Origin of the sequence: Pseudomonas tritici, from assembly GCF_014268275.3 — a bacterium.
GTDB classification, from domain to species: Bacteria; Pseudomonadota; Gammaproteobacteria; order Pseudomonadales; family Pseudomonadaceae; genus Aquipseudomonas; species Aquipseudomonas tritici.
In genome coordinates this window covers 5,650,614-5,674,785 of the sequence record NZ_CP077084.1, presented here as the reverse complement: position 1 = coordinate 5,674,785, position 24,172 = coordinate 5,650,614, and the positions used below count along the sequence as shown (strand labels likewise).

Annotated in this window: 22 protein-coding genes; 8 read left to right on the top strand and 14 right to left on the bottom strand. The window is 61.0% G+C overall.

The features are described from left to right. Window positions 1-86: 86 nt before the first annotated feature. Window positions 87-2,693 (bottom strand): leucine--tRNA ligase, encoded by a 2,607-nt coding sequence (gene leuS, locus HU722_RS25970; protein WP_186753060.1) that lies wholly within the window; start codon window positions 2,691-2,693, stop codon window positions 87-89. 262 nt (window positions 2,694-2,955) lie between these two features. Here leuS and HU722_RS25965 point away from each other — a divergent pair, with 262 nt between their 5' ends. Beyond that, window positions 2,956-3,273, top strand: coding sequence for a hypothetical protein (locus HU722_RS25965; RefSeq protein ID WP_065873673.1), 318 nt, complete (start codon window positions 2,956-2,958; stop codon window positions 3,271-3,273). Window positions 3,274-3,368: 95 nt separating this feature from the next. Further along, window positions 3,369-4,130 carry a YdcF family protein gene (locus tag HU722_RS25960; RefSeq protein ID WP_065891168.1) on the top strand — a complete coding sequence of 254 codons (762 nt, stop codon included), beginning with the start codon at window positions 3,369-3,371 and terminating at the stop codon, window positions 4,128-4,130. 67 nt (window positions 4,131-4,197) lie between these two features. Here HU722_RS25960 and lnt read toward each other — a convergent pair whose 3' ends face one another. The 5 genes from lnt to miaB form a co-directional block, all read right to left on the bottom strand. Next, window positions 4,198-5,721, bottom strand: coding sequence for an apolipoprotein N-acyltransferase (gene lnt / locus HU722_RS25955; protein WP_065880408.1), 1,524 nt, complete (start codon window positions 5,719-5,721; stop codon window positions 4,198-4,200). 8 nt (window positions 5,722-5,729) lie between these two features. Then, complete coding sequence (locus HU722_RS25950; RefSeq protein WP_065873670.1) at window positions 5,730-6,569, bottom strand: CorC family transporter; 840 nt, start codon at window positions 6,567-6,569, stop codon at window positions 5,730-5,732. Between the two features lie 41 nt (window positions 6,570-6,610). Continuing rightward, entirely contained in the window at window positions 6,611-7,069 is a 459-nt protein-coding gene (ybeY, locus tag HU722_RS25945; RefSeq protein WP_065873669.1) for an rRNA maturation RNase YbeY, read from the bottom strand. Beyond that, on the bottom strand, window positions 7,062-8,066 hold the full coding sequence (locus HU722_RS25940; RefSeq protein WP_065873668.1) for a PhoH family protein: 1,005 nt from the start codon (window positions 8,064-8,066) through the stop codon (window positions 7,062-7,064). The genes ybeY and HU722_RS25940 overlap by 8 nt, the downstream gene beginning before the upstream one ends. A 231-nt stretch (window positions 8,067-8,297) precedes the next feature. Then, a complete protein-coding gene (gene miaB / locus HU722_RS25935) occupies window positions 8,298-9,626 on the bottom strand; it encodes a tRNA (N6-isopentenyl adenosine(37)-C2)-methylthiotransferase MiaB (RefSeq protein ID WP_065873667.1) in 1,329 nt (442 codons plus the stop codon). 131 nt (window positions 9,627-9,757) lie between these two features. Here miaB and HU722_RS25930 point away from each other — a divergent pair, with 131 nt between their 5' ends. Then, entirely contained in the window at window positions 9,758-10,084 is a 327-nt protein-coding gene (locus tag HU722_RS25930) for a DUF1820 family protein (protein ID WP_003236992.1), read from the top strand. Between the two features lie 66 nt (window positions 10,085-10,150). Here the strand turns inward: HU722_RS25930 and HU722_RS25925 are convergent, their stop codons facing one another. From HU722_RS25925 to HU722_RS25910, 4 genes are all read right to left on the bottom strand, one after another. Further along, the gene (locus HU722_RS25925) at window positions 10,151-10,705 is read right to left on the bottom strand and encodes a tetratricopeptide repeat protein (RefSeq protein ID WP_065891166.1); all 555 of its coding nucleotides are present in this window, start codon (window positions 10,703-10,705) and stop codon (window positions 10,151-10,153) included. A 225-nt stretch (window positions 10,706-10,930) separates the two neighbouring features. Continuing rightward, window positions 10,931-12,214: a glutamate-1-semialdehyde 2,1-aminomutase gene (hemL, locus tag HU722_RS25920; RefSeq protein ID WP_049711390.1), complete on the bottom strand. Its 1,284-nt coding sequence runs from the start codon at window positions 12,212-12,214 to the stop codon at window positions 10,931-10,933. A 17-nt stretch (window positions 12,215-12,231) separates the two neighbouring features. Next, the gene (gene thiE / locus HU722_RS25915; protein ID WP_065873666.1) at window positions 12,232-12,855 is read right to left on the bottom strand and encodes a thiamine phosphate synthase; all 624 of its coding nucleotides are present in this window, start codon (window positions 12,853-12,855) and stop codon (window positions 12,232-12,234) included. An 18-nt stretch (window positions 12,856-12,873) separates the two neighbouring features. Next, a complete protein-coding gene (locus HU722_RS25910; protein ID WP_065873665.1) occupies window positions 12,874-13,671 on the bottom strand; it encodes a hydroxymethylpyrimidine/phosphomethylpyrimidine kinase in 798 nt (265 codons plus the stop codon). A 287-nt stretch (window positions 13,672-13,958) separates the two neighbouring features. On the opposite strand from HU722_RS25910, the gene HU722_RS25905 reads away from it, so the two are divergent. The 4 genes from HU722_RS25905 to HU722_RS25890 all read left to right on the top strand — a co-directional run bounded on the left by HU722_RS25905 (window position 13,959) and on the right by HU722_RS25890 (window position 20,433). Further along, window positions 13,959-16,349, top strand: coding sequence for a hybrid sensor histidine kinase/response regulator (locus HU722_RS25905; protein ID WP_065873664.1), 2,391 nt, complete (start codon window positions 13,959-13,961; stop codon window positions 16,347-16,349). Between the two features lie 67 nt (window positions 16,350-16,416). Beyond that, complete coding sequence (locus HU722_RS25900; protein ID WP_065891165.1) at window positions 16,417-18,072, top strand: acyl-CoA dehydrogenase family protein; 1,656 nt, start codon at window positions 16,417-16,419, stop codon at window positions 18,070-18,072. A gap of 181 nt (window positions 18,073-18,253) precedes the next feature. Further along, on the top strand, window positions 18,254-19,726 hold the full coding sequence (gene amn, locus HU722_RS25895; RefSeq protein WP_175403026.1) for an AMP nucleosidase: 1,473 nt from the start codon (window positions 18,254-18,256) through the stop codon (window positions 19,724-19,726). A gap of 71 nt (window positions 19,727-19,797) precedes the next feature. Further along, window positions 19,798-20,433: a pseudouridine synthase gene (locus HU722_RS25890; protein ID WP_065891163.1), complete on the top strand. Its 636-nt coding sequence runs from the start codon at window positions 19,798-19,800 to the stop codon at window positions 20,431-20,433. Here the strand turns inward: HU722_RS25890 and HU722_RS25885 are convergent. Continuing rightward, window positions 20,428-20,637, bottom strand: a complete 210-nt coding sequence (locus tag HU722_RS25885; RefSeq protein ID WP_065891203.1) for a DUF2788 domain-containing protein — start codon at window positions 20,635-20,637, stop codon at window positions 20,428-20,430. The two genes, HU722_RS25890 and HU722_RS25885, sit on opposite strands and share 6 nt — an antisense overlap. 108 nt (window positions 20,638-20,745) lie before the next feature. Further along, entirely contained in the window at window positions 20,746-21,225 is a 480-nt protein-coding gene (locus tag HU722_RS25880; RefSeq protein WP_017735654.1) for an Lrp/AsnC family transcriptional regulator, read from the bottom strand. Window positions 21,226-21,622: 397 nt separating this feature from the next. Between HU722_RS25880 and HU722_RS25875 the strand changes: the two genes are divergently transcribed. After that, window positions 21,623-22,663: a DUF6515 family protein gene (locus HU722_RS25875; RefSeq protein WP_065873661.1), complete on the top strand. Its 1,041-nt coding sequence runs from the start codon at window positions 21,623-21,625 to the stop codon at window positions 22,661-22,663. On the opposite strand, the gene HU722_RS25870 is transcribed toward HU722_RS25875, so the two are convergent. Next, window positions 22,660-23,553 (bottom strand): cation diffusion facilitator family transporter, encoded by an 894-nt coding sequence (locus HU722_RS25870; protein ID WP_065873660.1) that lies wholly within the window; start codon window positions 23,551-23,553, stop codon window positions 22,660-22,662. The two genes, HU722_RS25875 and HU722_RS25870, sit on opposite strands and share 4 nt — an antisense overlap. A 15-nt stretch (window positions 23,554-23,568) precedes the next feature. Continuing rightward, complete coding sequence (gene pmcY / locus HU722_RS25865) at window positions 23,569-23,988, bottom strand: periplasmic Zn2+ metallochaperone PmcY (protein WP_065873659.1); 420 nt, start codon at window positions 23,986-23,988, stop codon at window positions 23,569-23,571. Between the last annotated feature and the right edge of the window lie 184 nt (window positions 23,989-24,172).

The following is a 24,172-nucleotide window of genomic DNA, read 5'->3' as shown; positions in this document are numbered from 1 at the left end:
TGTTGCTCCCCTTGAAACCATGTGGGCCTTATCGAGGCCCTGAAGGCTTTGTTCGGCGCAGGGCTCGAGCCCTGCGCCCGATCCGATTAGCTAGCGACGATATTGACCAGTTTGCCAGGCACTACGATCACTTTGCGGATCGTCAGGCCTTCGGTAAAACGCAGCACGTTTTCGTTGATGCGGGCAGCCGCTTCGACGTCTTCGCGGCTGGCACTGGCCGGCATGTCGATCTGGCCACGCAGTTTACCGTTGACCTGGATCACCAGTTGCAGCGTGTCCTGTACCAGGGCGCTTTCATCCTGTACCGGCCAGCGCGCGTCGATGACGGCACCGTTGTGGCCCAGGCGGTTCCACAAGTCGTGGCTGATGTGCGGCGTGATCGGGGCCAGCAGCAGTGTGACCGTTTCCAGGCCTTCCTGTACCAGCGCGCGATCCTGTTCAGTGGCTTGCGGCGCTTTTTCCAGCACGTTCATCAGCGTCATCACCTGGGCGATGGCGGTGTTGAATTTGTGGTGCTGGCCCACGTCCTGGCTGGCTTGCTTGATGGCCAGGTGGGTGCTGCGGCGAATGAGTTTCTGCTCGTCGCTCAACGCCGCTACGTCCAGTTTGCCCGGCAAGCCCTGGCTGATGTGGGCATGCGCCAGGCGCCAGACGCGCTTGAGGAAACGGTGCGAGCCTTCGACGCCAGAGTCGGACCATTCGGCGCTCATGTCAGGCGGCGAGGCGAACATCATGAACAGGCGGCAGGTGTCGGCGCCGAACTGGTCGATCATTGACTGTGGGTCAACGCCGTTGTTTTTCGACTTGGCCATCTTCTCGGTGCCACCGATTTCCACCGGCAGGCCGTCGGCGATCAGCTTGGCGCTGATGACCTTGGCTTTGCTGTCGCGCTCAAGCTCGACGTCGGCCGGGTTGAACCAGGTGTAGGCGCCGTTGGCTTCACGGCGGTAGTAAGTCTCGGCGACCACCATGCCTTGGGTCAGCAGGTTCTTGAACGGCTCATCCGAACTCACCAGGCCTTCGTCGCGCATCAGCTTGTGGAAGAAGCGCGCGTACAGCAGGTGAAGGATGGCGTGTTCGATACCGCCGATGTACTGGTCCACCGGCAGCCAATGGTCGGCCGCGGATTTTTCGACCAGGCCGCCTTCATAGTGCGGCGAGGCGTAGCGTGCGTAGTACCACGAGGACTCGACGAAGGTGTCCATGGTGTCGGTTTCACGCTTGGCAGGCTGGCCGCATTTCGGGCAACTGCATTCGTAGAACTCAGGCATGCGCGCCAATGGCGAGCCGGCGCCATCCGGCACCACGTCTTCCGGCAACACGACCGGCAGTTGGTCTTCCGGTACCGGCACATCGCCACAGCTTTCGCAGTGGATGATCGGGATCGGGCAGCCCCAGTAGCGCTGGCGGCTGATGCCCCAGTCGCGCAGGCGGAACTGGGTGCGCGAGGCGCCGAGGTTCTTCTTGATCAGCGCGACTTCGATCGCGTCGAACGCGCCCTGGAAGTCCAGGCCATCAAATTCGCCGGAGTTGATCAGTTCACCGTGCTCGCCGTAGGCGTCTTGCCACGGGGCCGGGTTGGTGTCGCCCGAGCTGGTGCGCACCACGGATTTGATCGGCAGGCTGTACTTGGTGGCGAATTCAAAATCGCGCTCGTCGTGAGCCGGCACAGCCATTACGGCGCCATCGCCATAGTGCATCAGCACGTAGTTGGCGACCCAGACCGGCAGCTTTTCACCGGTGAGTGGGTGCTCGACGAACAGGCCGGTTGGCAGGCCTTTTTTCTCCTGGGTGGCGACGTCGGCTTCGGCCACGCTGCCGCCTTTGCATTCGGCGATGAACGCCTGCAGCTCAGGGTTGTTCTGGGCTGCCTGGGTGGCCAGCGGGTGTTCGGCGGCCACGGCGACGTAAGTCGCGCCCATCAGGGTATCCGGACGGGTAGTAAACACTTTGAGCGCGCCCGCTACGCCGATCGAATCGACGTTGTACGGGAACTGCACTTCCATGCCCTTGGACTTGCCGATCCAGTTGCGTTGCATGGTCTTGACCTGTTCAGGCCAGCCCGGCAGGTCGTCGAGGCTCGACAAGAGTTCATCCGCGTAGGCGGTGATCTTGAAGTAGTACATCGGGATTTCGCGCTTTTCGATCAGCGCGCCGGAGCGCCAGCCGCGACCGTCGATCACCTGTTCGTTGGCCAACACGGTCTGGTCGATCGGGTCCCAGTTCACGGTGCCGCTCTTTTTGTAGATCACGCCTTTTTCGAACAGGCGAGTGAACAGCCATTGTTCCCAGCGGTAGTAGTCCGGCTTGCAGGTGGTCACTTCGCGGGACCAATCCACCGCCAAGCCCAGGCTGCGCAGCTGGTTCTTCATGTAGGCGATGTTTTCGTAGGTCCACTTGGCAGGGGCCACGTTGTTTTTCATCGCGGCGTTTTCCGCCGGCATGCCGAAGGCGTCCCAACCCATGGGTTGCAGGACGTTCTTGCCTTGCATGCGCTGGTAGCGGGAAATCACGTCACCGATGGTGTAGTTGCGCACGTGCCCCATGTGTAGCTTGCCGCTGGGGTAAGGGAACATCGATAGGCAATAGAAAGTCTCCTTGCCTGGCTGTTCACTGACTTCAAAGGACTTTTGCTCGTCCCAGAAGGTTTGGGCGGCGTTTTCTATTTCACGGGGCTGATATTGTTCGTGCATGGCTACTTTTGAACTGAATAGGGGTGGCCTAATCCTCTTCGGTGCAACGTTCAGGTTGATCGACACCAAAAAGCGGCGCGTCCGTGCCCAAACCCTGCGGGAAGTGGAGTTACAGGAAGCGCCGTAGCATACATGACCCCACTCTATCGAGGGAAACCCTGATTGCGCACGCAGGGCCGTCTGTCGCGGCGGCAGGCAGGGGCAGCCATGGGGGCTACGCTGTTTATTGGGGAGTGAGTCATATCTTCAATGAGGTGAGGGGATGGTTGAATCGCAGCGAATCGTATCGAAACCGGATATCTACGAAGGACTGATCGACCGATTGGGTCGTGCATTGGATGCGGCGAGAACAGCAGGCCGATTGCGTGATGAGCGGCCTGTTGAGTTGGAACTGCGTGGTTTGAGCCGCGCAGAGCTGGAACTGATCGAGGCCTATTTGGAACGCAATGGGCGCAGTGCGCCTCCCTGGGTGGCAAACCCGCCAGCAGGGGAGCCTACGCACCCAGCCAAGGTGGTGTGGCTCAAGGACTTGTCGGCCGGTCGTGGCCCGGAAAAGCTCCGGTCCGCCCGCTACAAGTAGTTCATTCCCCCCTGAACGCATCATCGCGCTGCACTGTAAGGATTGTCGCTAAACCCCGTTACACCTTAGGCTTCGGGCATCTATGGAGATGCCCGATGCCTATTCGTTATTTCATTAAACAATTGCTCCTGCCGCCCGGCATTCTCTTGCTGCTGCTGGCGCTTGCCTGGTGGTTTCGTCGCAGCCGGCCACGCTTGGCGGGTTGCTGCTTTGCCCTGGGTTTTGGCGGCATGTGGCTGATCAGCCTACCGGTGATGGTGGAGTGGGGCGCACGGGCCCTGGAAACCGAGCCGCCGCTGGCGCGGGAAGACTGGTCGACACTGGCTCAGCGCGCCGACGCCATTGTGGTGTTGGGTTCGGGGCGCGAGCGCGGCGACCCGGCCTGGGGCGCCGACCAGCCAACCGGTATCGGCCTGGAGCGTCAGCGGTATGCCGCACGATTGGCCAAGGCCTCCGGGTTGCCGGTGTTGACCGCTGGCGGCCTGCATTATGGCACCCCGCCCAGCGAGGCAGAGTTGATGTCGGTGTCGATGAGGGATGACTTCGGTGTGACGGTGCACTGGAAGGAAGAGCACAGCCGCACTACGTGGGAAAATGCGCAGATGAGTGCTGAGATTCTGCTACCCGAGGGCGTCAAACGCGTAGTGGTTGTAACTCAGGCCTGGCACATGCCGCGTGCGGTGTGGAGTTTTGAGAAGGCTGGCTTCACGGTAGTGCCTGCGCCAGTGGGGTTCCTGGGCGTAGACAATGCCAGGCCGCTGGGTGGTTGGATGCCGGAGTTCAAGTCGGTGTGGCAGAGCGGGCAGTTGATCAATGAAGCGGTGGGGCAGGTAGGTTACCGGTTGTTTTATCGGTAACTTGCCACACCGCAGGTCAATCATGGGAGCTGGCAAGCCAGCTCCCACACTGCTTTACGTTTGTCTGTTAGACGGTTTTGGACATGCGACCGGCCAGCAGCGCCCAGCCAAACAGCCCAAGGCACACAATAATCAACGGCCACGAGCGCCATTGCAGGTACGGCGTGAGGTTGTGCATCGGCACTACTTCACCGTAGAGAATGCCGCGCTCGAATTGCGGGATCTGCACGGTGATCTGCCCATACGGGTTGATCAGGCCGGTCACGCCATTGTTGGTGGCACGGATCATCCAGCGGCCGGCTTCAAGCGCACGCATCTGCGCCATTTGCAGGTGTTGCAAAGGGCCGATGGAGCGACCGAACCAGGTGTCGTTGCTGATGGTCAGCAGCAGATCACTCTGAGCCGAGAGGCCGGCGGCGAACTCCGGGTACACCACTTCGTAGCAAATGAAGGGCGCAATCTGATAGCCCTTGGCCTGTAGCATCGCCTGATCGGCAGGACCACGGGCGAAGTCCGACATCGGCAGGTCAAAGAAGGCGATCAGGCCGCGCAGCATGTCCTGCAGCGGGACGTATTCGCCAAACGGCACGAGCTTCTGCTTGAGGTAGGTGCCGTCACCTTCGCCCACCACGGTGATGCCGTTGAAGTAGCGCTTCTGGTGGTGCACTTCCTGGCGGATCGGTACACCGGTAATCAGCGCAGTGTGCCGGTCGGCGGCGAACTTGCCCATCATGCCCAGGTAGCCTTCGACAGACTCCTTGAGCACCGGCACCGCCGTCTCCGGCCATACCAGCAGGTCCACACGCTTTGAGCTCAAACTCATGTCGCGGTACAGCGCGAGCTGCGCATTGAGCTGCTCCGGGTCCCACTTCATGCTTTGTTCGACATTGCCCTGAATGGCTGCGACGCTCAGTGGCGCCCCAGACGGGCTGGTCCAGGCGTGATGCTTGAGGGCCAGGCCGATCACCCACGGCGCTACCAGCAGCACCAAGCCAGCGCCGATAAAGGCATTGCGCTTACCGGCCAGCAGGCGCGGCAGGTTGCACAGCAGGGCTGCCGTCAGTGCCAGGGCAAAGGAAATCAGCCACATGCCGCCCACGGGTGCCAAGCCAGTCAGGGGGCCGTCGAGTTGGCTGTAACCGGAGTACAACCACGGGAAACCGGTGAGGAACCAGCCGCGAAATGCTTCCTGGCCGACCCACAACGCCGCGAACGTGAGCGCATCCGCCAACGGCGCTTCATTGCGGCGCAACCAGCGCGCCCACAGCCAGGCGGGCAGGGCGAAGAACCAGGCGATGGCCGCGGTAAACAGCAGCATCAAGAAGCCAGCCAGCAACACCGAAGCGCCGCCGAAATGGTGGATGCTGTAGTAAATCCAACTGGTGCCAGCGCCAAACAGGCCAAAGCCGAAGCACCAGCCACGGCCAAGCGCCTGGCGGGGGCTCAGATCCCGCAGCCCTACATAGAACAACCCGACCGCTACCAGTGCAAATGGCCACAGATCGAACGGCGCCAGCGCCAGGGGGGTGATGGCGCCGGCCACCACGGCCAGCAAATTACCGGGCCAGCCGGGTGCGATCAAACGGCGCATGTCAGTCCTTAGCGGGCAATAGGTGTCAGGCGGATCAGGTGGATACGACGGCTGTCCGCATTCAGGATACGGAAGCGATAAGCGCCGATCTCGGTGGTTTCGTTACGTTTTGGCAGATGCCCGAACGCACTCATCACCAGGCCACCCACGGTGTCGAACTCATCGTCGGAGAATTCGCTGTCGAAGAACTCGTTGAAATTCTCGATCGGCGTCAGCGCCTTGATCAGGAAATCACCGCTGGGCAGCGGCTTGATGTAGCTGTCTTCTTCAACGTCGTGTTCGTCTTCGATGTCGCCGACGATCTGTTCCAGCACGTCTTCAATGGTGACCAGGCCAGCGACGCCGCCGTATTCGTCGATCACAATGGCCATGTGATTGTGGTTGGCGCGGAATTCCCGCAGCAGCACGTTCAGGCGCTTGGATTCAGGCACAAAGGTGGCCGGACGCAGCAGGTCCTTGATGTTGAAGCTGTCACCGTTCTCCTTGAGGATCAACGGCAGCAGGTCCTTGGCCAGCAGGACACCCATGACGTCGTCATGGCTTTCACCGATCACCGGGTAGCGCGAGTGCGCCGAGTCGATCACGGCCGGGAGGAATTCCCGTGGGGTCTGGGTTGCCTTGATGCTGATCATCTGCGAGCGCGGGACCATGATGTCGCGTACTTGCAGGTCAGCCACCTGAATGGCGCCCTCGACGATAGCCAGCGCTTCGCTGTCCAGCAACTTGTTCTGATGGGCCTCGCGCAGCAGCTCAAGCAGCTCCTGGCGGTTTTTCGGCTCGTGGGCAAAAGCCTGGGTAATTTTACCCAGCCATGACTTCTGCCCGTTGCTCGATCGGTCTTCGCTCATAGCGATTACTCTGAATCCTTTAGTGTGACAATTGAGTGTTTTTAAACTTCGTCGTCTGCATACGGGTCTGGATGACCCAGTTCTGCAAGCAACGTTTGTTCCAGTGTTTCCATCTCGCAGGCTTCGTCATCGTCTATATGGTCGTAACCCAAGAGATGCAAGCAGCCGTGGATGACTAGATGGGCCCAATGGGCTTCAAGTTCCTTGCCTTGTTCCTTGGCCTCGCGCTCCACCACCTCGACACAGATGACCAGGTCGCCCAGTAACGGGATATCCAGCAGTTCATCAGGTACGTCGGCGGGGAAGGACAGTACGTTGGTCGCGTAATCCTTCTGGCGCCAGGTGTGGTTCAGTTCGCGGCCTTCGGGCTCGTCGACCAGGCGAATGGTCAGTTCCGAATCAGCGGTGCGCTGGCGCAGGGCCAGCGCACACCATTGGCGGAACTGTTCTTCGCTGGGCGCGGGCGCTTCGGTAGCCAGCTGCAGGTCTAGCTCAAGCATCGCGGCGAGTGTCCTTGGACAAACCATCGTCACGGTGTTCGAAGCGCTCGTAGGCTTCGACAATGCGCTGCACCAGCGGGTGGCGCACTACGTCCTTGGGCGAGAAATGCGTGAAACTGATGCCCGGCACGTCTTTGAGCACTTCAATCACATGGCTCAGGCCCGACTTGGTGCCCTTGGGCAGGTCAACCTGGGTAATGTCGCCGGTGATAATGGCCGTGGAACCGAACCCGATGCGGGTCAGGAACATCTTCATTTGCTCGACCGTGGTGTTCTGGCTTTCGTCGAGGATGATGAAGCTGTTGCTCAAGGTGCGGCCGCGCATGTAGGCCAGCGGGGCGATCTCAATCACTTGGCGTTCGATCAGCTTGGCCACGTATTCAAAGCCGAGCATCTCGTAAAGCGCGTCGTAGAGCGGGCGCAGGTACGGGTCGATCTTCTGCGCCAGGTCGCCGGGCAGGAAACCGAGCTTCTCGCCAGCCTCGACCGCCGGGCGCACCAGCAGGATGCGGCGCACTTGCTCGCGCTCCAGTGCGTCGACCGCGCAGGCCACGGCCAGGTAGGTCTTGCCGGTACCCGCAGGGCCGATGCCGAAGTTGATGTCGTTACCGAGGATTGCCTTGACGTACTTCTGCTGATTCAGGCCCTTTGGGCGAATCATGCCTTTTTTGGTACGCAGGGCCACGCTGGCTTCGGCCACGGGGTTGTTGGCCAAATCTTCCACAGCCGATTCCTGCAAATACAGGTGCACGGTTTCCGGCGACAGCTCGCTACCCTTGGTTTCGCGGTAGAGCCGACGCAGCAGGTTTTCTGCAGACTTGGTGTAGTGGGCCTCGCCAATGAGCTCGAACTGATTGCCGCGGTTGCGGATCTCGATGCCCAGGCGTTGTTCGATCAGGCGCAGGTGCTCGTCGAACTGTCCGCACAGGTTGGCGAAACGGCGAGCCTCAAAGGGCTCGAGGAGAAAACGATGGGGTTCTGCTATGGGTGCGTTCAAGGTCGCTTTTAGCCGCCCTTTGGCTGTTGAGGTGAAATAGAGAATAACGCCAGCCGCCTGTGTGCGAAAGCACTTAAATGGACTGGCCTCACTCTCAAGAACTACAAATAACTACTGTGGGAGCTGGCTTGCCTGCGATGGGGCCTGCACATTCAAAAGAGATGTCGCCTGTTACATCGCTATCGCAGGCAAGCCAGCTCCCACATTTGATCTTCATTTATCCTGGGATTGTCAGTTGATCAAAGAACCACGCAACGAATGGGGCTGCGCCGCATCAATGTGCACCTCGGCAAACTGGCCGATCAAGGTCGGATTGTCGCAACGGAAATTTACGATTCGGTTGTTCTCAGTACGCCCTTGCAGCTCACCCGGGTCTTTTTTCGAGTAGTCGGTGACCAGGATCCGCTGGGTCGAACCGACCATTTGTCGGCTGATCTCGAAACCCTGTTGGTTCAAGCGGTGTTGCAGCGCGTTCAAGCGCTCTTTTTTCAGCGCTTCCGGGGTTTCGTCCAGCAAGTCGGCCGCCGGGGTGCCGGGGCGCTGGCTGTAGACGAACGAGTAGGAGAAGTCGAAACCGACATCCTCGATCAGCTTCATGGTCTGCTCGAAGTCTTTCTCGGTTTCACCGGGGAAGCCAACGATAAAGTCCGAACTGATGCAGATACCCGGCACCGCCGCGCGCAATTTGCGCAGTTTGGATTTGTATTCCAGCGCCGTATGGTTGCGCTTCATCGCCGACAGGATGCGGTCCGAGCCCGATTGCACCGGCAGGTGCAGGTGTTTGACCAGCTCCGGCACCTCGGCGTGAGCCTGGATCAGGCTGTCGGAAAACTCCAGCGGGTGCGAGGTGGTGTAGCGAATACGCTCGATTCCGTCCACGGCGGCGACCACGCGGATCAACTCTGCCAGGTCGGCCAGGCGGCCGTCGTGGGTCAGGCCGCGATAGCCGTTGACGTTCTGGCCCAGCAGCGTCACTTCGCGCACGCCGTTTTCGGCCAGGTGGATGATTTCCGACATGACATCGTCAAACGGCCGGCTGACTTCTTCACCGCGGGTGTAGGGCACTACGCAGAACGTACAGTACTTGCTGCAGCCTTCCATCACCGACACGTAGGCGCTTGGCCCATCGATACGGGGCTCGGGCAAATGGTCGAATTTTTCGATCTCCGGGAAGGATACGTCGACCTGCGGCAGCTTGGTGATGCGCGCCGCGTCGATCATTTCCGGCAGGCGGTGCAGGGTCTGTGGGCCGAAGACCACGTCGACATAGGGCGCGCGGTCGCGGATCGCGGCGCCTTCCTGGCTGGCCACGCAACCGCCGACGGCGATCACCATGTCCGGGTTGGCCAGTTTCAATTCACGCCAGCGGCCCAGTTGTGAGTACACACGGTCCTGGGCCCGTTCGCGGATCGAGCAGGTATTAAGCAGGATCACGTCGGCATCTTCGGCGCGGGCGGTGACTTCCAGGGCCTGGTGTTCGCCCAGCAGGTCGACCATGCGCGAGCTGTCGTACTCGTTCATCTGGCAACCGTGGGTTTCGATATAAAGCTTCTTGGCCATGGTAATCGTCAACTGGTGGTAAAGAACCGCGCATTATAGGGGGCATGCCCATTGGTTCCTAGCGTTGTGCATCGGGTGCCATGCTATAGTTCGCGCCCTCTTTTATATCCCCGATGTGTTGTTCGCCCACCATGACCAAACGTGAAGCTCCAATCTATAAGGTGATTTTCCTCAACCAGGGCCAGGTGTTCGAAATGTACGCCAAGCAGATCTATCAGAGCGATCTGTGGGGTTTCCTGGAGGTGGAAGAGTTCGTCTTTGGCGAGCGCACCCAGTTGGTCGTCGACCCGGGCGAAGAAAAGCTCAAGGCTCAGTTCGAAGGCGTGGTGCGCAGTTTTGTGCCGATGCATTCGATTGTGCGCATCGATGAAGTCGAGCGCCTGGGCACGCCGAAAATCAGCGAAGCGCGGGGCGTGAGCAATGTCATGCCGTTTCCGATGCCGATGCCTGAGAAATAAGTCTTCAGACCGCGTCGCGCCCATCGCTGGCTTGCCTGCGATAGCGATAGAAGGGTTTAGATGAATTCAGGGCAGGGGTGAAAAGGGCGAACGCCCATCCGCGCTCTGCAATTCCTGCAGGTAATTGCGGAAAATCTGCCCCAGCACCTGGGTCGCCACTTCCAATTCATCACGCTGCATGTGCTCGGCGACTTCGTCGGCCGTATCCAGCGCATCTTCCGCACCGTTGACCGCCGCCATTTTCAGCACGATATACGCCTGGACGTTATTGGCCGGCACACCTTCGCCTTTGAAGAACATGTTGCCCAGTTGGAACTGCGCCTGGGCGTGGCCCTGCAACGAGGCTTTCTCGAAGTAGCTCAAGGCCTTGTTGAGGTCGCGGGATGGGTTTTTGCTGTCGTGGAAGTACTCACCCAACTCGTATTGCGCCTGCGCATCCCCGTCCTCGGCCTGTTTCTGGCACGCGCTCAGCGCTTCGGCCTGGCTGTCTGGCTGGGTATTGAGGGTGCAACGACCCATCGCTGGGATTAACAACGAGTTGCCGCCTGCTTGTGCATGTGCCAGCAGCGGCTGAAGGAGCAACAGGCAGCCCAGAACCAGGGTGCGGCCGGTGCGTTTCATGGGAATCGACTTACCTCTGACGGGGCACGCGGACCCTCGGGGGATCCAATAAGCGCGCATTATGAAATAAGCAGGCCTCTGCTTACAAAGTCTTTACTCGTTTTTCTGCTGGTTGGGCAAGTTATCTGCCGGATTGCAGGTGATTTCTCGAAAAAACTCGGAAATCTCTGTAAGCAAAGTAGCAAATCAGACACCGTTTGTGCGGTGCCTGATTTTTACGGCCAATTATTTCAGTGCGGCGAAGGCGCGTTCAGCGGCGTCGAGGGTCAGCTTCAGTTCGGCTTCGCCATGGGCGATCGAGGTGAAGCCGGCTTCGAACGCGCTCGGCGCCAGGTACACGCCGCCTTCCAGCATCAGGTGGAAGAAGCGCTTGAACAGATCTGCGTCGCTGCCCATCACGTCATCAAACGTGACGATATCGTCGGCGCCGCTGAAGTACAGGCCGAACATGCCGCCCGCTTGCGTTGTTACAAACGGGATACCGGCGGCGTCGGCGCGTTGTTGCAGGCCGTCGAGCAGGCGGGTGGTGTAGTCGGTCAGCTCGGCGTGGAAACCCGGGCGGCTGATCAGGCGCAAGGTGGTCAGGCCGGCGGCCATGGCCAGTGGGTTACCTGACAAGGTGCCTGCCTGGTACACCGGGCCCAGCGGCGCGATGTGCTGCATGATTTCGCGCTTGCCGCCAAAGCAGCCCACTGGCATGCCGCCACCGATGATCTTGCCGAAGGTGCTCAGGTCTGGCGTTACGCCGTAGTGCGCCTGCGCGCCACCAAGGGCCACACGGAAACCGGTCATCACTTCGTCGAAAATCAGCACCACGCCGTGCTTGTCGCACTGCTCGCGCAGGCCTTCAAGGAAGCCTGGCGCAGGCGGTACGCAGTTCATGTTGCCGGCCACCGGTTCGACGATGATGCAGGCCACGTCCTGGCCCACTTCATTGAGCATCTGCTCGACGGCGGCGATGTCGTTGAACGGCAGGGTCAGGGTGTGTTTGGCAAAGGCTGCCGGTACGCCGGCCGAGCTTGGCACGCCTTGGGTCAGCAGGCCGGAACCGGCTTTCACCAGCAGGCTGTCGGAGTGGCCGTGGTAGCAGCCTTCGAACTTGATGATGCTGTCGCGGCCGGTGAAACCACGGGCCAGGCGGATCGCGCTCATGGTGGCTTCGGTGCCGGAGCTGACCATGCGCACCATTTCCATCGACGGCACGATGGCGCACACCAGATCGGCCATCTCGGTTTCCATGGCGGTCGGTGCGCCGTAGGACAGGCCGTGTTCCAGTTGCTTGCGCACCGCGTCCAGTACGTCCGGGTGGCTGTGGCCGAGGATCATCGGGCCCCAGGAGCCGACGTAGTCAACGTAGCGCTTGTCATCTTCGTCGGTGACGTAGGCGCCTTCGGCATGCTTGAAGAACAACGGCGTGCCGCCCACGCTTTTGAACGCACGCACGGGGGAGTTCACACCGCCGGGGATATGTTTCTGGGCATTGGCAAACAGCGTTTCGGAACGGGACATGGTTGGGCTCTCTGAAATCAAATCTTAAGAAGGGCGTTGAACGCGCGGGCGCGACGCGTGACTTCCTGGGTGCTGTCGGCGCCAAACAGGCCGTGCACCACCGCCAGCAGGTCGGCCCCGTGGGCCACCAGCGGTTCGGCGTTCTCCAGGGTGATACCGCCGATCACGCAGATTGGCACGTGCAAGCGTGCGCGCGCCTGGGCCAGCATCTCGACGGTGGCCGCCGGCGCGCCGGGCTTGGTGTTGGAGTTGAAGAAGCGGCCGAAGGCGACGTAGCTGGCGCCTTCCTTGGCGGCCTGCTCGGCCAGTTCGATCTGGCTGTGACAGGTCGAGCCGATGATGGCCTTGGAACCGAGCAGCGCACGGGCCGGGGTCAGTGGGCCGTCGGTCTGGCCCAGGTGCACGCCGACGCCGAGGCGCGCGGCCAATTCAGCGTCATCGTTGATGATCAGTTGGGTCTTGTAGCGCGAGCACAGCTCCCGCAGCTTTTCCGCTTCACGCAGGCGCCGGGCTTCGTCGCTGCTTTTGTCGCGGTACTGCAGCAGGGTCACGCCACCGTCCAACGCCGCTTCGACGTAGGCGAGGAATTTGCCGGCCAACAGTTGGCTGTCGGTAATGGCGTAAAGGCCACGTAGTTTCATCGGGCATGCCCCTTGGTGTTAAGAGCAGAAATCCAGCGGCAACCGGCGCGGTACAAACTGGCCCTGGCCGAGTTGTTCGGCGTCACGCAGTGTGCGCCAAGTGTAGCTGAGGGCCGATTGCACGGCGCTGACCAAGCCTTCGCCCTGGGCGATCCGGCCGGCCAATGCACTGGCCAGCGTGCAGCCCGAACCATGGTAACTGCCGGGCAGGCGCTGGCAGGTAAAGGTCTGGCGCGTGCCTTCACGGCTATAGAGACGGTTGTGCACTTCGTGCTCATCGCCATGGCCGCCAGTGATCAGCAGGTGCTTGATGTACGGCAGCAGCTTCTCGGCGCATTCGTCCGCCGTGCCTTCAGGCAATTCTGCAAGGATGCGCGCTTCGGGCAAGTTTGGCGTGGCGATCAGCGACAACGGCAGCAGCCGCTCGCGCATCGCGTAACCGACCTCGTCCTTGCCCAGGCTGCCACCGCCACCGGCGCGCAGCACCGGGTCGCACACTACCGGCAGGTGCGGGTGCGCCTGCAGCAGTTCGACCACGGTGTCGACCATCGCAGTGGAACCGAGCATGCCCAGCTTGACCGCTGCCACCTCGGAATCGCCGAGCACGGCATTGGCCTGGGCCAGCACCCACTCGCGGTCGAGCACGCGGAAATCGCTGACATTGACGGTGTTCTGCACGGTCAGGGCGGTGACGGCCGGGGCCGCATGGCAGCCCTGGGCGAGCAGGGCTTCGATATCTGCCTGCAAGCCGGCGCCACCACTGGGATCATGGCCGGAGAGACAGAGGACAACGGGGCGAGAGCTGTAGATATTCATGGTGCGCGAGCTTACCACCAAACGCTTTTGCCGGGGCCGTCTGGCGATGGCTGAATTTTGTACGCAATCATCAGCGTTTATGGCTGTTTGCTAGTATCCGCTACTTGCGGTGAAACGCGCTAAAACCCTTGTTCTAGAGCCTTTCAAAATTTTATTTCAATGGTGTCCAATGGCCTTTAGCGGCTATGCTAGAGTGGATCCAAACGACTAACTGTATTGCCGGTGTACGTCTTCTCAAAAGGATGGGGGGCTTTTTGACATAACCGGACAGGCCACGCTGGGGCACTATGCGCTATTTGCTGATTTTACTGTTGTGCGGGCTGCCGCTGCTCGCCAACGCCGTCGAGTTCAACCAAGACACGCGAAGCCTGCCGCTGGGCCGGGCCATGCAAGTGCTCGAAGACCCGACCGATGCCCTGACCATTGCTGATGTGAGCGCGCCTTCCGCCGCCACGCTATTCAAGCCCCACGATAAAGACACACTCAACGCCGGCTACTCACGCTCGGTATTCTGGCTCAAGGTCAATCTGCATTACCTGCCCACCCATCCCGAAGCGCAACGCACCTGGTTGCTGGAGCTGGCGTACCCGCCGCTCGACCATCTTGAGCTGTATTTGCCCGACAGCACCGGCACCTATCGCCTGGCCGGGCGCACGGGGGACGCGCTGCCCTATTCTTCCCGTGAAATTCGCCAGAACAATTACCTGTTCAACGTCGACTTCACCCCTGGGCAGGCGAAAACTGTCTACCTGCGCCTGCAAAGCGAGGGCTCGATCCAGGCGCCATTGACGCTCTGGTCCAGCACCGCCTACCTGGAACAACAGCCGCTGCGCTTGTATGTGTTAGGCCTGATCTATGGCGTGTTGTTGGGGATGCTGGTCTACAACCTGTTCATCTACCTCAGCGTGCGCGACACCAGCTACCTCTATTACATCTTCTATATTGCTTCGTTCGGCATGTACCAACTGTCGGTCAACGGCGCGGCGGTGGAGTATTTCTGGCCAAACAACCCTTGGTGGGCGAATGCGGCGACGCCGTTCCTGATTGGCTCGGCGGCGCTCTTCGGCAGCCTGTTTGCGCGCAGCTTCTTGCACACCGCCCAGCACAGTCGCTGGATCAACCGCCTGCTGCTGGCGCTGGTGGCCTGCGGCGCAGTGGTGATGCTGCTGTCGTTGATGACCAGCTACGCCCTGGCGCTGCGCCTGGCCACTGGTCTGGCGCTGGTATTTACCGTGACCATCTTTGTTGCCGCCATCAAGGCCTGGTATTGCGGCCAGCGAGTGGCGCGCTATTTCATCATCGCCTGGTCGGCGTTCCTGCTGGGCGGGGTGGTGAATACGCTGATGGTGCTGGGCTACCTGCCCAATGTGTTCCTGACCATGTACGCCAGCCAGATCGGCTCGGCGATTGAAGTGGCGTTGTTGTCCCTGGCCCTGGCCGACCGTATCAACTCCATGCGTGAGCAACAGGCGCAGATCCTGTTCGATGCCAGCCAGAAGCTCGAAGTGCTCAACCAGCAATTGGCCCGCAGTAACCGACTCAAGGATGAGTTCCTCGCTACCCTCACTCACGAACTGCGCACGCCCATGAACGGCGTGATCGGCTCCCTTGAACTGATGCAAACCGTGCCGTTGGACGCTGACCTGGCGCAGTACCAGCAAACGGCCGCCGGTTCGGCGCGGGACATGATGCGCATGGTCAACGGCATCCTCACCCTGACTGAATTGCAGGCCGGGCGCCTGAGTGCCCAGCCGCAGGTGTTCAGCCTGCGCGGGACGCTCGAGACCTTGCGCCAGCAGTTCAACGCCAGCGCCCAGAGCAAAGGCCTGGCGTTTTCCATCGACGTGGCGGATGAACTGCCGGACCGCGTGGTGGGCGACGCCGACAAACTGCTGCAGTGCCTGGATTGCCTGCTGGACAACGCCTTCAAATTCACCCACGAAGGCTCGGTCCGCCTGCGTGTGGTCGGCGTGCCGCACAGTGAGGGCGCTTTGCGCCTGAGCTTTATCGTCACCGACACCGGCATCGGCTTTGCCTTCCTAGATGAGGCCACGCTGTACCAGCGGTTCTTCCAGCTCGATGGCTCCACCACCCGTGAATATGGCGGCATGGGTATCGGCTTGGCGATCTGTCGGCAACTGATCGAGCTGCTGGGCGGGCGCCTCACTCATCATTCCGAACCGAGCAAAGGCAGCCGCTTCCAGCTGGAGGTGGAGGTCAGCCCAGTGCCGCCTGAGTTCAAACCAATGCCAGGCCGGCAACGCGCGCCTCAGGAGTGCGCGGTGCTGCTGGTGGATGACAACAGCGTCGGCCAATTAGTGGTGCGCGGCATGCTGCTTAAGCTCGGCTACCGGGTGAAAAACGTGGACAGCGGCCCGAACGCGTTGGCGGCTTTGCAGGCCGGGGATTTCGACGCGGTACTGTTGGACCTTCCCGAAGGTGGTTTCTCTTTGTGCTGTCAGATTCGTGCACTGCCTGGCTGCGGTGAATTGCCGGTGATCGCCTTGAGTGCGTCGCTGAATGTGTCTGAGCGCGAGCATTGCCATGGCATCGGTATCTCCGATCGGCTGGTCAAGCCGGTGCGTTTCGAGGCATTGCAAGCGGTGTTGGAGCGTCGGTTGTTGTGTCCGGTCGAGGGCGAAAGCGCCGGGCTTTCGGCGGGTATGCCCCTTTTTTAAGGCGGATGACGGTGCTTAACTGAAATTCAGGCCCCAACTGGACGTGGCCTTTTTCAGGAGGCCCGTCATGAACCTGCATCAGTTTGCCGAGACCCACGACGTCACCAACCAACCGCCGTCCCTGGACGGCACTAACCTGTATCGCATCGACTTGCCACTGCAAGAATGGTCACGCCGCTGTGGCGCTGGCTGGGCGCAGGCGCGCATCGATGCCTACGGCGCGCTAGCCGGTGGGCCGCTGATGGAAGCCGGGTTCCTGGCCAATCAGAACAAACCGGTATTCAACAGCCATGACCGCTATGGTCATCGCATCGACCTGGTGGAATTTCACCCGGCTTATCACGAACTGATGCGCACCGCCGTCGAGCACGGCCTGCCGTCGCTGCCTTGGGCGCACCCGCAGTCCGGTGCCCATGTGGCCCGCGCTGCCATGACCTACCTGCACAGCCAGGCCGAAGCCGGTACCGGCTGCCCGCTGACCATGACCTTCGCCTGTGTGCCGGCGCTGCGTATGCAGCCAGAATTGGCTGACCTTTGGCTGCCGAAAATTCTCAGCACTCAATACGACCCACGCAATGTCGGCATCGCCCACAAGGCCGGGGCCACCATTGGCATGGCCATGACCGAGAAACAGGGCGGCACCGACGTGCGCGCCAATACCACCCGCGCTTACCCGGTCGGCGCGGGCGGCCCGGGGCAAGCCTATGAACTGGTGGGCCACAAATGGTTCTGTTCGGCGCCGATGTGTGATGCCTTCCTTACGCTGGCGCAAACCGACAAGGGCCTGTCCTGCTTCCTACTGCCTCGACATCGCCCGGATGGCACGCGCAACGAGTTCTACATCCAGCGCCTGAAAAACAAACTCGGCAACTGCTCCAACGCCTCCAGCGAAGTGGAGTTCCGTGGCGCCCTGGCCTGGATGATCGGCGAGGAGGGACGCGGCGTGCCGACCATCATCGAGATGGTCGCCATGACCCGCTTCGATTGCATGGTCGGCTCCAGCGCCCTGATGCGCCAGGCGCTGACCCAGGCCAGCCATCATTGTGCCAATCGCTCGGTGGGCGGCCGTGTACTCAGCGAGCAACCGCTGATGCAAAACGTGCTGGCTGACCTGGCACTGGAAAGTGAATCCGCGTTGGCCCTGAGCATGCGCATGGGCAAGGCCCTGGATAACCTGGGTGATGAGCAGGAAGCCAAGTTCGCCCGGCTGGTGACGGCGGTGGGCAAGTATTGGATCTGCAAGCGCGCCCCGGCCATGATCAACGAAGCCGCCGAGTGCATGGGCGGCGCCGGGTATGTGGAGGACAGCATCCTGCCGCGCCTGTACCGTGAGGCCCCGGTGAATTCGACGTGGGAAGGTTCCGGCAATGTGCAGTGCCTGGACGTGCTGCGCGCGTTGTCAAAAGAACCGGGTGTGCTGGAGGCGTTGTTTGTCGAACTCGGGGACGGGCACGGGGATAAGCCATTGGCGCGACATATTGAACAGCTGAAGTCAGCGTTTATGGACACTCAGGATATCCAGTACCGTGCGCGGCAGTTGACCGAGGATATCGCCGTGGCGTTGCAGGCCAAATTGTTGCTGGAGGCGGGGAATGCGGCGGTGAGTGATGGGTTTATTGCCAGCCGGTTGGGTGCGTCGTCCGGTCGGGTCTACGGGACTTTGCCGCGTGGTGTGGACGTGGAAGCGATTGTTGCCCGCTCAACACCTAACCCCTCTGACTAGACACGGTCAAAATGTGGGAGCGGGCTTGCTCGCGAATGCGGTGTATCAGTCACCTATTCAGTAGCTGACCCGCCGCATTCGCGAGCAAGCCCGCTCCCACATTATTGATCCCATTCCAATTCCGGTGTTTCAGTGAGCCTGGGATACAGGCAAGATAAAGGCCTGCAAGTCAGAACACAGGATGCTTACCGTGACCGAAGCTTTTGTTGTCGTTCAAACCGCTGAAGAAGCCGTGGATCGTCTGGCGGCCCTGCATGAGCGCGCTACCGGCGCGCTCAATCAAGCCCTCAAGCAGTACCTCAAAGACCGCGTCGAACCCGATGCCGAACAACGTGCGCTGTTTCGTTACCCGGAACTGCGCCTGACCTACCACTGCCACGGCGAAGTCCCACAGACCACTCGGGCGTACGCCAAGGTCCAGTTGCCGGGGACCTACAGTGTTACCGTCACCCATCCTGCGGCCTTCCGTAAGTACCTCCTGGAGCAACTGGTGCCGCTGATGCACGACTTCACCGTGACGGTGGAAGTGGGCGTCAGCCAGCAGAACATCCCGTACCCGTACGTGGTGGAGCAGGGCGACGAACTGGCCGGCTCCGGCGTGACCGCCGCGACCCTGGCCCGCGTGTTCCCCAGCACTGACCTGTCGGCTGCCACCGATGGCATCGCCGATGGCCTGTACGACTGGGAAAATACCGACCCGCTGCCGCTGGCGCTGTTCGATGCGGCCCGCGTTGACTTTTCCCTGCGCCGCCTGGTGCATTACACCGGCAGCGACTGGCGCCATGTGCAACCGTGGATCCTGCTGACCAACTACCACCGTTATGTCGACCAGTTCATCGTGCATGGCCTGGAGCAACTGCGCAGCGACCCACGGTTTATCCGGATGGTGCTGCCGGGCAACGTGGTTATCGACAAGAGCATGGACCACGGTGAAGCGTCGGCGATTGCCGCAGGCGTTGTGTGGCATCGTTATCAAATGCCGGCCTATCACTTGCAGGCCAGCGACGGCCACGGCGTGACCTTGGTGAACATCGGCGTCGGCCCGTCCAACGCCAAGAACATCACCGACCATTTGGCCGTGCTGCGCCCGCATTGCTGGCTGATGATCGGCCACTGCGGCGGCCTGCGCCAATCCCAGACCATCGGCGATTACGTACTGGCCCACGCCTATATGCGCCGCGACGGGATTCTCGACCGCGTAGTGCCGCCGAATATTCCGATCCCGGCCCTGGCCGAAGTGCAGATGGCCTTGCAGCAAGCGGCGGCCAACGTCACCGGCGAAAAAGGCGAAGAGCTGAAAAAACGCCTGCGCACCGGCACCGTGTTGACCTATGACGACCGTAACTGGGAGCTGCGCTGGGCCCAGGAACGCCCATTGATCAACCTGTCTCGCGCGGTGGCCGTGGACATGGAAAGCGGTACCATCGCGGCGCAAGGCTACCGCTTGCGTGTGCCTTACGGCACCTTGCTGTGCGTGTCCGATAAGCCGCTGCACAGCGAGATCAAACTGCCGGGTTCGGCCAACGCGTTCTATGAGCGCGCGGTCAGCCAGCACTTGAAGATCGGCATCGAAGCCGTGGACCTGCTGCGCACCGAGCTCAACTCGCTGCACTCGCGCAAACTGCGCAGCTTCGACGAACCGCCGTTTCGCTAAGCGGTTGGGATGGTCATTTAACGGTCAGGCCACTAGCATTGTCGGTCCTGACCGTTAGATGTTCCTTTGCCATGTCCCGTCCCACCCGTCCCGATTCGCGCCGCTCCGGCGTGAAGCCTCCGCATTCCGCAGCCCGTCGTGTCGCCAAGGCACCGCCGGCCGAGCCGAAGTTGATCCTGTTCAATAAACCGTTCGACGTGCTGACCCAGTTCAGCGACGAAGGCGGGCGCGCGACCCTCAAGGACTTTATCGACATTCCCGGCATCTACCCGGCCGGTCGCCTGGACCGTGACAGTGAAGGCCTGTTGCTGCTGACCAACGATGGCCAACTCCAGGCGCGGATTGCCGACCCCAAGCACAAACTGGCGAAAACCTACTGGGTACAAGTGGAAGGCGAGCCAACCGAAGAACAACTGCAACGGCTGCGTGACGGCGTCGAGCTGAACGACGGCAAGACCTTGCCCGCCGAAGCACGGCAGTTGGACGAGCCCGAGTTATGGCCGCGCAACCCGCCGGTGCGCTTTCGTAAAAGCGTGCCGACCCATTGGTTGGAGTTGGTGATTCGAGAAGGGCGCAACCGTCAGGTGCGGCGCATGACCGCCGCCGTGGGGTTGCCCACCTTGCGGCTGGTACGTGTGCGAATTGGCGATTGGACAATTGAAGGCCTGGATCAAGGCCAGTGGAAGGAAGTGCCGGCGCGCTTATAAGGCGCCGGACTCGATCAGGCCGATGACCACGCTCTTGATGATGAACGCGGCCACGCCCAGGCCCAGTACGAAGAACAGGATGAACGAGCCAAAGCGCCCGGCCTTGGATTTCTTCGCCAGGTCCCAGACGATAAAGCCCATGAAAATGATCAGGAGGGTGACCAGGCCGGTCATCATCCATTCTTCAAACAGGACGGGGTCGATGTTGTTCATTAGGGCTTTTCCAGCAGGGCAGGCGGGAAGTATACGGCAGCGTTACAGACGCAACATTGACCTGAGTCGGTCGCGGTCAATGTGGGAGCTTCATTGGTCTCAGGTACGCAGGTGGGTCAGCGGCAGTTCGGTGCTGTTGAGCACCTGGTTCAGCACAAAGCTCGACCGCACGCTGGTCACCCCATCAATGCGCGTCAGATGCCCCAGCAGCAACTTCTGGTAGTGATCCATATCCGGTACCACCACCTTCAACTGATAGTCAGCATCCATCCCCGTCACCAAACTGCATTCCAATACTTGGGGCAATGTGCGAATGGCCGCTTCGAAATTCTCGAAACGCTCGGGGGTGTGGCGGTCCATGCCGATCAGCACATAGGCCGTCAGGCTCAGGCCGAGCATCTTGCGGTCGAGCAAAGCGACCTGGCGGGCGATGTAGCCGTCGTCTTCCAACTGCTTGACCCGGCGCGAGCACGGCGAAGGCGACAAGCCGATACGTTCGGCCAACTCCTGGTTGGAGATCCTCGCATCGCGCTGCAATTCCGCCAAAATACTCAGGTCGTATCGGTCAAGCTTGCTCATTGGGTTGGCCTTTGTCGTAACTATTGCGGTGAATTATCTATGAAGGGTTAAAAATTGCGCAAGCACTGTTTATTGACGCAATCTTCGCAATCATCTGTCGGGCGCTCGCCTGTATCTTTATCAACAGAATCACCGCCTGGACAACAGTCCACAGCAGCGCGCCCAATCAGGCCCGTTGCGGCCGCCACCCCAGCAGGGTTGAGCCGGCCTCCAGGCTGCACACTGTCCACAAGACGGCGTGAGGTGAGCCAACGCCAAAAGCGTTGAGCCAGGACGAAGTTCTCAAGGGGTGGCCGACGGGTCACCCCTTTTCTTTTGCCTGCTGATAACCTGTCCAAGAACCGGGCCTCGCTTTTCCAGTCTCATGGACAGGCCCTAATCCGCAGTGAGGAATAGCATGAAGCGCATCTGGCGTTTGGCAGGTGTTGGTTTGCTGATGGTCACCGTTGGCGCCCAGGCAGTGGCCGACGAGCGTGATAACGCGCCGCGCGGTGAAGGCGGTGGTCAGCATGAAAGAGGGCCGGAGGGCGGACGGCCTGGGGGTAATGAACAGCCGCGGCCGCAGAATAACCCACCGCGTCCGCAGAACAATCAGCCTCGGCCGGAAAACAATCAGCCACGCCCGCAGAATCAGCATTTTGATCGCGGTGGTCAGAACGGTAGCGGCCAATGGCAGGGGCGTCCCCAGGGTAACGAGCAGGGGCGGCCGGTGCCGCAGCCCTCGAATAACCTGCCGATCCAGAGTCGCCCGGACACCGTGCGCCAGACCCAGGAGCCGCGCCAGGGCTACTACCGCGACATCCCTCGACGCAATGACGGTAACCAGCACTGGGAGGCCGGCGGCCCAGGCTCACGTCCGGGCGATAACCGCTGGCCCGGTCGCCCCGACGGCCATGGCAACGGCTGGGGCCCAGGGCCGCAGCATCGCCCTGGCTACGTGATCGACCGCTTCCCCGACCGCAACTACCGCGTGCCTTACCGTGGTCAGGATTACTTCTATTCCGGTGGCTACTGGTACCGCCCGCAAGGCCCGCGCTATGTGGTGGTGACGCCGCCGTACGGTATCCGGGTGCATTACCTGCCCGACTATGCACGTGAAGTGTGGATAGGCAGTGCGCTGTTCTTTCTTGCGGCGGGCTCTTATTACACCTACGAAAGCAGCTCCCAGCAGTATGTGGTGGTGCAACCGCCGACTGCCGTGCCGGCGCCGCAGCCCACGCCGCAAGGCAATGGCTATGACGTGGTGGCGTATCCCACCAACGGCCAGTCACCGGCCCAGGTGCAGCAGGACGGTTATGACTGTTATCGCTGGGCCGTGCAGCAAAGCGGTTTCGATCCGCAGCAAGTGACCTACGCCCCCGACCCGGCGGTGGTGCAAACCTACCGCCAGGCCCAGGGCAACTGCCTGAGCAGTCGCGGCTATCAGGTGCAGTACTAGGTTTTATTGCCCGTGACTACTTCCCGCGGGTCGGCGTGCACCAGCACTTCGGCGCGCGGGTAAGCCTTGTGAATGGCATCGGCGGCCTGATCGCTGATCCCGTGGGCGACTGACAGCGTCAACTCCCCCGGCAACTCCAAGTGCAACTGCACAAACCAGTGGCTGCCGGAAATCCGCGTGCGCAGATCATGTGCACCCAACACCCCCGGTACGCCACGGGCCAGTTCCAACATGTGCTGGCTGACGTCCGGCGGCAGCTCTTCATCCATCAACACCGCAAAACTTTCCCGAGCGATCTGGATTGCGCTCCACAAGATGTAGGCAGCGATGCCCAGGCCGAACCAGGCGTCCACTTGATGGTAGCCAAAACCCGCCAGCACCAGCGCCACCAGGATGCTCCCATTGAGCATCAGGTCTGAGCGGTAGTGCAGCGAATCCGCGCGCACGGCGTTGGAGCCGGTTTCGCGGATCACCCGGTGTTGCAGCATTAATAAGGCGACGGTCAACGCCAGGGAAAACACGATCACACCAATGCTCAACCATGGCGCGCCCACCGGTTCCGGGTGCTGCAGCCGCTCGTAGGCCTGGAACGCGATCAGCACCGCACTGCCGCCGATAAACAGCGCTTGCGCCATGCCCGCCAGCGATTCTGCCTTGCCATGCCCATAACGGTGATCGTCATCGGCCGGGCGCAGCGCGTAATGCACCGCGAGCAAATTCAACAGCGAGGTCACGCCGTCCAGCAGCGAGTCGGTCAACCCGGCGAGCATGCTCACCGAGCCGCTGAACCACCAGGCGATGGCCTTGGTGATAATCAACGCACAGGCCACACCCACCGAAGCGCGGGTGGCCAGGCGCAAGAGCCTGGCGTGTTCGGGACTGCTGGTCATAGACGGCTCGACTCCTTACGCAGCGGGTTGCAGGCCCAGGCTGGCGAGCTGTTGCACGCTGCCTTTGAACTGGATCATGCGCGGGTCGTCCAGCGGCAGGGTGCGGCCGGTTTCTTTCTGAATGATGCTTTGCAGCTTGGCATTGTCGACCTTGCCGTCGGCGCCGATGGCTTCGTGGAGTTTTTCCGGGGCGACTTGGGCGGTCTTGCCCGGTTCGAAGTAGATGGCGCCGGTGGCGAAGTCCACACCAAAGGCGATCAGGCCTGGGATTACGTAGAACAGCAGGCCCACGGCATCGAGCACGGCAATCGTCGGGTCGATCTTGCCGTCGATCTGGCCGCGGCGGTCCGGGTAGAAGATCGATCCGCAAGCCGTCAGTTGGCTCAGCAGGGTGACGGCGAGGACACCGCCAATGACACGGGAAGCGATACGCATAAAAAATCTCCTGAACACGATTGAAAGGTGACTATAAGCCAGATCTACCAGGCGACGATGTTCAAATGTGGGAGCGGGCTTGCTCGCGAATGCGGTCTTTCAGTTAATACATCTGCTGACTGATCCACCGCATTCGCGAGCAAGCCCGCTCCCACATTCAACCGTGTTCCCATTAGGATCGGGT